6 protein-coding genes and 1 pseudogene are annotated in these 6,426 nt (G+C 70.0%); 2 read left to right on the top strand and 5 right to left on the bottom strand.

Annotation, left to right across the window (positions count from 1 at the left end; all coding sequences use genetic code 11):
- Nucleotides 1-79 (top strand): annotated as a pseudogene (locus tag ADK66_RS32735) (phytochelatin synthase); the annotation flags it as partial.
- A 296-nt stretch (nucleotides 80-375) separates the two neighbouring features.
- On the top strand, nucleotides 376-3,228 hold the full coding sequence (locus ADK66_RS18665) for an aconitate hydratase (RefSeq protein WP_053657086.1): 2,853 nt from the start codon (nucleotides 376-378) through the stop codon (nucleotides 3,226-3,228).
- Between the two features lie 126 nt (nucleotides 3,229-3,354).
- Here the strand turns inward: ADK66_RS18665 and ADK66_RS18660 are convergent, their stop codons facing one another.
- The 5 genes from ADK66_RS18660 to ADK66_RS18640 all read right to left on the bottom strand — a co-directional run bounded on the left by ADK66_RS18660 (nucleotide 3,355) and on the right by ADK66_RS18640 (nucleotide 6,421).
- Entirely contained in the window at nucleotides 3,355-3,600 is a 246-nt protein-coding gene (locus tag ADK66_RS18660) for a hypothetical protein (RefSeq protein WP_053657065.1), read from the bottom strand.
- Nucleotides 3,601-3,705: 105 nt separating this feature from the next.
- Nucleotides 3,706-5,007 (bottom strand): RNA polymerase sigma factor, encoded by a 1,302-nt coding sequence (locus tag ADK66_RS18655; protein ID WP_369814808.1) that lies wholly within the window; start codon nucleotides 5,005-5,007, stop codon nucleotides 3,706-3,708.
- 4 nt (nucleotides 5,008-5,011) lie between these two features.
- Nucleotides 5,012-5,347 (bottom strand): YciI family protein, encoded by a 336-nt coding sequence (locus tag ADK66_RS18650; protein ID WP_053657063.1) that lies wholly within the window; start codon nucleotides 5,345-5,347, stop codon nucleotides 5,012-5,014.
- A gap of 95 nt (nucleotides 5,348-5,442) precedes the next feature.
- Nucleotides 5,443-6,054, bottom strand: coding sequence for an ATP/GTP-binding protein (locus ADK66_RS18645; protein ID WP_053657061.1), 612 nt, complete (start codon nucleotides 6,052-6,054; stop codon nucleotides 5,443-5,445).
- The gene (locus tag ADK66_RS18640) at nucleotides 6,035-6,421 is read right to left on the bottom strand and encodes a DUF742 domain-containing protein (protein WP_053657059.1); all 387 of its coding nucleotides are present in this window, start codon (nucleotides 6,419-6,421) and stop codon (nucleotides 6,035-6,037) included. The genes ADK66_RS18645 and ADK66_RS18640 overlap by 20 nt, the downstream gene beginning before the upstream one ends.
- Nucleotides 6,422-6,426: the final 5 nt, after the last annotated feature.

The following is a 6,426-nucleotide window of genomic DNA, read 5'->3' as shown; positions in this document are numbered from 1 at the left end:
CCCCAACACCGCCTCCTACGACATCACCGTCGAGCACCTCGCCGACTGGATCGCCACCCGCGGCTACGCCACCAGCTGACCCCACCCAACACGCACCACCGAAGGGCCGGACCCCCACAAGGGGCCCGGCCCTTCGTCTGGGTTGCTGGCGATGGCCGCCTTCTGCGGCCCACGGACCGGAGGCACCGCGCACGCCCCGTAGCGCGTCCTAGGAGGCTAGGGGTGAGGAGGGGCGACAGAGGCGGCCCGGGTTGCGCAACTAGCAAGACGGACGTACGGTTTTATTCGAGAGCGGATCGACTGTAAGTGTCACCTAACCTCGGCGGCACTTCGGCCGGTACGACAGACTGCTCAGGACTACTCATGGTCGCTGGTGTGAAGGAGTACGACGTGGCGAGCCTCGACACCTTCGGTGCGAAGACCCAGCTACGCGTCGGAGACGCGAGCTACGAGATTTTCCGGATCGACAAGGTGGACGGGCAAGACCGACTGCCGTACAGCCTGAAGATCCTCCTGGAGAACCTGCTGCGGACCGAGGACGGCGCGAACATCACCGCCGACCACATCCGTCAGCTCGGCGGATGGGACCCCACCGCCGCCCCGAGCGTGGAGATCCAGTTCACCCCGGCGCGGGTGCTCATGCAGGACTTCACTGGCGTGCCCTGCGTGGTCGACCTGGCCACGATGCGTGAGGCCGTACGCGACCTGGGTGGCGACGCCACGAAGGTCAACCCCCTCGCCCCGGCCGAGCTGGTCATCGACCACTCGGTGATCGCCGACCTGTTCGGCCGCGAGGACGCGTTCGCCCGCAACGTGGAGCTTGAGTACGAGCGCAACAAGGAGCGCTACCAGTTCCTGCGCTGGGGTCAGACCGCGTTCAACGAGTTCAAGGTCGTCCCGCCAGGCACCGGCATCGTGCACCAGGTCAACATCGAGTACCTGGCCCGCACCATCATGGAGCGCAACGGCCAGGCGTACCCGGACACCGTGGTGGGCACCGACTCGCACACCACGATGGTCAACGGCCTGGGTGTGCTGGGTTGGGGCGTCGGCGGCATCGAGGCCGAGGCCGCGATGCTCGGCCAGCCGGTCAGCATGCTGATCCCCCGCGTGGTGGGCTTCAAGCTGCACGGCGAGATGCCGGCCGGCACCACCGCCACCGACCTGGTGCTGACCATCACCGAGATGCTGCGTAAGCACGGTGTGGTCGGCAAGTTCGTCGAGTTCTACGGCCCCGGCGTGAGCGCCGTGCCGCTTGCCAACCGCGCCACCATCGGCAACATGTCCCCGGAGTACGGCTCCACCGTGGCGATCTTCCCGATCGACGCGGAGACGATCCGCTACCTGGAGCTGACCGGCCGTGACAAGCAGCAGGTCGCGCTCGTCGAGGCGTACGCCAAGGAGCAGGGCCTCTGGCACGACCCGGAGGCCGAGCCGGCGTACTCGGAGCGCCTGGAGCTGGACCTGGGCTCCATCGAGCCGTCGCTCGCCGGCCCGAAGCGCCCGCAGGACCGGGTACCGCTGGGTGCTGCCAAGACGCTGTTCCGCTCCGCGCTTACCGACTACGTCGCCGACGACTCCGTCGGTGAGCGCGACCTCAAGCCGGGCGTACCCCGCGAGGAGTTGCCGCGCGGCGCCAACGGCCCGGCCGACGAGGCAAGCGCCGAGTCGTTCCCGGCCAGTGACCCGCCGGCCAACGATTTCAGCGACCCGGCCGACGAGCCGCGTGACCTGGAGACCGCCGCGGTCGGCTCGGGCGGCCGGGCCACCAACCCGGTCCGCGTGACCGGCGCCGACGGCGTCGAGTACGAGCTGGACCACGGCGCTGTGGTGATCGCCGCGATCACCTCCTGCACCAACACGTCCAACCCGCAGGTGATGATCGGTGCGGCCCTGCTGGCCCGCAACGCCGTGGAGAAGGGCCTGACCCGCAAGCCGTGGGTGAAGACCACCCTGGCACCGGGCTCCAAGGTCGTCATGGACTACTACGAGCGGGCCGGCCTCACGCCGTACCTGAACAAGCTCGGCTTCAACCTCGTCGGGTACGGCTGCACCACATGCATCGGCAACTCGGGTCCGCTGCCCGAGGAGGTGTCCGCCGCCGTCAACGAGCACGATCTGTCGGTCGTGTCGGTGCTGTCGGGCAACCGGAACTTCGAGGGCCGGATCAACCCGGACGTCAAGATGAACTACCTGGCGTCCCCGCCGCTTGTCGTCGCGTACGCCCTCGCCGGCACGATGGACATCGACCTTGCCAACGAGCCGATCGGTGAGGACACCGAGGGCAACCCGGTCTACCTGCGCGAGATCTGGCCGAACAGCGCCGAGATCCAGGACGTCATCGCCCAGGCGCTCGGCGCGACCGGCTTCAGCGCCGCGTACGCCGATGTCTTCGCCGGGGACGAGCGGTGGCAGTCGCTGCCCACCCCGACCGGCGACACGTTCGCCTGGGCCGACGACTCCACCTACGTGCGCAAGCCCCCGTACTTCGAGGGCATGCAGCGCGAGCCGCAGCCGGTCGTCGACATCTCCGGCGCCCGGGTGCTGGCCAAGCTGGGTGACTCGGTGACCACCGACCACATCTCGCCGGCCGGCTCGATCAAGGCCGACTCCCCCGCCGGGACGTACCTGGCCGAGCACGGTGTGCCGCGCCACGAGTTCAACTCGTACGGCTCGCGCCGGGGCAACCACGAGGTGATGATCCGGGGCACGTTCGCCAACATCCGGCTGCGCAACCAGCTGGTGCCCGGCGTGGAGGGCGGCTTCACAGTCAACCACCTCACCGGCGAGCAGACCTCGATCTACGACGCCTCGATGGCCTACCAGGAGGCCGGCATCCCGCTGGTGATCCTGGCCGGCAAGGAGTACGGATCGGGTTCGTCGCGGGACTGGGCGGCCAAGGGCACCATGCTGCTGGGTGTCCGGGCTGTCATCGCCGAGTCGTACGAGCGGATCCACCGTTCCAACCTGATCGGTATGGGTGTGCTGCCGCTGCAGTTCCCGGTGGACACCACCGCCGAATCGCTGGGGCTGACCGGCACCGAGATGTTCACCATCACCGGTGTGACGGCCCTGAACGACGGCGACACCCCGCGTACGGTGACGGTCACGACCGACACCGGCGTGGAGTTCGAGGCTGTGGTCCGGATCGACACCCCCGGTGAGGCGGACTACTACCGGCACGGCGGCATCCTGCAGTACGTGCTACGCCGCATGATCGCCAACTGATCGCGTACGGCTGGTCGAAGGCCGCTCCCGCTTCGGCGGGGGCGGCCTTCCCCGTTCAAACCGAGGAAGGCTTGCGGTCAGAGCGCCCGGAGCAACGGCGAACGGCACGGGCGGGATGCCAACTGGTTACGCCGGTCCGCTCCGGTCCCCCGGGAGCGCGAGGGCAGCCAGCCGTTGGTCTATCGCCGCATCCACGTCCCCGACGTCGTAGCCACGTAGCCGCCGTCGCAGGCTTGCCGCCCGAAGCACGTCTCGCGCGGCAGCCCGTGACACCGCGCTGTCAGTAGCCAGCGCCCCATCGACCTCGGCAAAGAGATTCTCGACCTGACGCATGTCATAACCGCGCAGAGCAATGGCGAATGGCAATTCCATCTGGTCACCATATCGGTGGCCGGCTGCGCCCCACAGGATGCGCGACCCGGCGGCCTGGACCCGATTCCCTGGTGCTGCCGAGCGCGGCTGACCCGGAGGATCCGGCTACCTCGCGAGGTCGTCCGCCCGGTCGAGCAGTGCACGGCGCTGGGCGGTCGGGCCGGCCATCCCGGAGGCCTCCCGGAACAGCGCGGCGGCTCGCAGCCGGTCACCCTGCCGCGCGACCAGATCGGCCCGCGCCGCCACGGCGAGCGGGTTGCCGTCCAACCCTCCCCCGGCCTGCATCGCGTCGAGCAGACCCAACCCGGCCACCGGCCCGTACGCGTAGCCGTGCGCGACCGCACGGTTGAGCGCGATCACCGGGGAGGGCCGGATGTCGGCCAGCGCGTCGTAGGCTCGCGCGATCGTCGGCCAGTCGGTGGCGTCGAACGAGGCGGCGGTGGCGTGGCAGGCGGCGATGCGGGCCTGCCACGCGTACGGCCCGTCGTGGCGTACCCGGACAAGGGCGGCCAGGCCCTCGGCGATGGCCGCGCGGTCCCACCGCGCGCGATCCTGCCGCTCCAGGGTAAGCAGGTTGCCTGCGGCGTCCCGACGGGCGTCCCGGCGGGAGTGCTGGAACAGCAGCAGCGCCAGCAGCGCGACGACCTCGGACTGCTCCGACATCAACCGGTCGAGCAGCCGGGCCAGCCGGACCGCCTCGTCGGCGAAGGCCGGCTCGCCGTCGGGGAGGTAGCCCCGGGTGAACAGCAGGTACAGCACGGCGAGCACGCCGGGCAGCCGCTCGGCGAGCGCCGGCCCGCTCGGCACCCGGTACGGGATGCCCGCCTGCGCGATGCGGGTCCGCGCACGGGTCAGCCGTCGGGTCATCGTCGATTCGCTTACCAGCAGGAGTCGGGCGATGTCGGCGGTCGGCACGCCGCAGACGGTCCGCAGTGTCAGCGCCACCCGCGCCTCGATGGCCAACGCGGGGTGACAGCAGGTGAAGATCAGTCGTAGTCGGTCGTCCACCACGTCCTCCCCCGCCTCGGGTTCGGGCTGCCCGTCGACCGGTGTGAGAACCGCCAGATCGTGCAGCTTGCGGCGCTCCACGGCGGCCCGGCGCAGCACGTCGATCGCCCGGTTGCGCGCGACAGTCATCAGCCAGCCGCCCGGGTTGGCCGGCACGCCGTCGGCGGGCCAGCGCTCCAGGGCAGCGGTGAGCGCCTCCTGGGTGCAGTCCTCCGCCAGCGACCAGTCGCCGGTCACGCGGATCAGGGTCGCGACGATCCGGGGGTACGCGTGCACGCCGGCGGCCGCGGCGGCCTGCGCCGCCGCGGCCACACCCCCGTTGACGTGCCCGTCGGCCGGGTCGTGCGTACCCGTGCCGGTCCGGTCGTGCCCGCCGGTCGGGGCGTCGATCCCGGCCACCCGGTCAGTCGGACACGATCATGAGCGGGCGCAGTTCCAGCCGCCCCTCACGTGCCATCGAGTGCGCGCGGGCCACCTCGATGGCCTCGTCCAGGTCGGCGCATTCCAGCAGGTCGAAGCCCACGATCACCTCCGTGGTCTCGGCGAACGGCCCCTCGGTGGTGAGCAGTTCACCGTTGCGTACCCGGACGGTGGTGGCCGCCGAGACCGGCGCCAGTCGGTCGCCGGTGATGCGGCGACCCCTGGCGTCGTTGTCCGTCACCCACTTCTCGACGTCGGGTAGTTCGGTCGGGTCGGTGTCCGGCTCGCTGTCGGTGCAGACGAACATCATGTACTTCAACTGACGCTCCCTCGTGGGTCCGGGTCTCGTCAGCATGACGGTCGGCCGGGGCCGTACCGGACAGCGAGGCCGACAAAATTTCCCCGGATTCTCGGTCAGTCCCCAGCGGCGGCGCGGCGCCGGGCCTCGCGGGTCTTCATGGCGTGCTCCATCAGCGTGACGAGCACCTCCTTGCTCGACTCGCGCTGGCGGGCGTCGCAGAGCAGCACCGGCACCCCAGGGTCGAGGTTCAACGCGGCCTGCACCTCGTCGAGTCGGTAGTTCCGGGCACCCTCGAAGCAGTTCACCGCCACCACGAACGGGGTGCCCCGGCCCTCGAAGTAGTCGATCGAGGGGAAGCAGTCGGCCAGCCTGCGGGTGTCGGCCAACACGACCGCGCCGATCGCACCCAACGCCAACTCGTCCCACACGAACCAGAACCGGTCCTGCCCGGGCGTACCGAACAGGTAGAGCACCAGGTCGTCGCTGATGGTGATCCGGCCGAAGTCCATTGCCACTGTGGTGGTGGTCTTGCCTTCCACCCCGGACAGGTCGTCGATGCCGACCCCGGTCTCGGTCAACACCTCCTCGGTGCGCAACGGCCGGGTCTCGCTCACCGCACCGACCATCGTGGTCTTGCCCACGCCGAAGCCACCGGCGACAAGGATCTTGATCGCGGTGGGCAGTGGGGTCGCTCCCGCCGGCCGGTCAGAGTGCCCGTAGTCCATTGATTACCGCCTCGAAGATGCTGTTGTCGGGAAGACCGGCCGTGGTCTGTGGTTCGCGTACCTGCACCAGGCTGCGGGCCGCGAGGTCGCCGAGGAGGACCCGGATGGTGCCCACCGGCAGGTCGAGGTGGGCGGCGATCTCGGCGACTGACTGTATTCGCTGGCACAGGCCGACGATCGCCAGGTGCTCGGGTCCGAGGCCGGCCTCCGGTGTGACGTCGGCTCGGGTCGCGGTGACCAGGGAGATCAGGTCGAACGTGCCGGTGACCGGGCGGGCCCTCCCGCGCGTCACCGCGTACGGGCGGACCACCGGGCCCGCATGGTCGTCCACCCACTGGTGGTCCGCGGACTCTCCCTGCACCGTCATTGCTG

Source organism: Micromonospora sp. NRRL B-16802 (assembly GCF_001279555.1).
In the GTDB taxonomy this organism is placed as follows: Bacteria; Actinomycetota; Actinomycetes; order Mycobacteriales; family Micromonosporaceae; genus Micromonospora; species Micromonospora profundi.
This window is presented reverse-complemented; position numbering and strand designations above follow the sequence as displayed.